Source organism: Nocardia amikacinitolerans NBRC 108937, assembly GCF_001612615.1.
In the GTDB taxonomy this organism is placed as follows: domain Bacteria; phylum Actinomycetota; class Actinomycetes; order Mycobacteriales; family Mycobacteriaceae; genus Nocardia; species Nocardia amikacinitolerans.
In genome coordinates, this window is the sequence record NZ_BDAU01000095.1 from 1 (window position 1) to 835 (window position 835).

General features: G+C 67.9%; 1 protein-coding gene. It reads right to left on the reverse strand.

From position 1 onward, the window contains the following. Positions 1–21 precede the first annotated feature (21 nt). On the reverse strand, positions 22–835 hold an 814-nt coding region (locus tag NAM01S_RS33610; protein WP_067793402.1), incomplete at its 5' end, for a transposase.

The following is an 835-nucleotide window of genomic DNA, read 5'->3' on the forward strand; positions in this document are numbered from 1 at the left end:
GAAGGAATCTCAATGACGATGTCAAGCCGCGATCGGGACCCCGTTGACGCTCGGGGGCTTGGGATCGAAGGGCCGGTTGTCGCGCAGCAGGGCCCACAGCACGTCGACCAGGCGCCGGGCCAACGCTAGGAGCGCCTGGGTATGAATGAGCCGCTCGGCGCGTTTGCGCTGATAGAACGTCCGCGACGGTCCCTCGGCCTTGATCGAGGACAGGGCGGCCATGAAGAACACGCGCCGCAGCCGCCGGTTGTAGCGTTTGGGTCGGTGCAGGTTGCCGCTGATCCGGCCGGAGTCGCGTGGCACGGGCACGAGTCCGGCGTAGGAGGCCAGCCGGCCCGGGGTGGTGAACTCGGCCACGGCGTCGCCGCCGGTGTTCACGAGGAACTCGGTGCCCAGATGCGGGCCCATGCCGGGCAGCGACTCGATGATCGCCGCCTGCGGGTGTTCGCGGAAGCGGGTGGTGATCTGCTTGTCGAGGTCTTTGATCTCGCGATCCAGATCGAGCAGTTTGACCGCCAACCGCTTGATCAGCATTGCGGTGGTGGCCTCGCCCGGCACGGCGATGTCCTGGGTCCTGGCCGCAGCGACCGCTTGGGCCGCCATCGCGTCGATGCCTTTGCGCCAGGCTCCGTTCTCGGTGAGATGTGTTGTGACACCGTCGATTCCGGCGTCGCGGATCTCGGCCGGGGTGCACAGTCCGGCGACCAGGATCAGTGGCGAGCGCGTCGAGTAGTCGAACGCGGCCTCCAGCGCGGGGAAGATCGAGGCGAGCATGGCGCGCAGCTGGTTGACCCCGCGCACCCAGTCGCCCATCAGGTCGGTGCGGTAGCTCGAC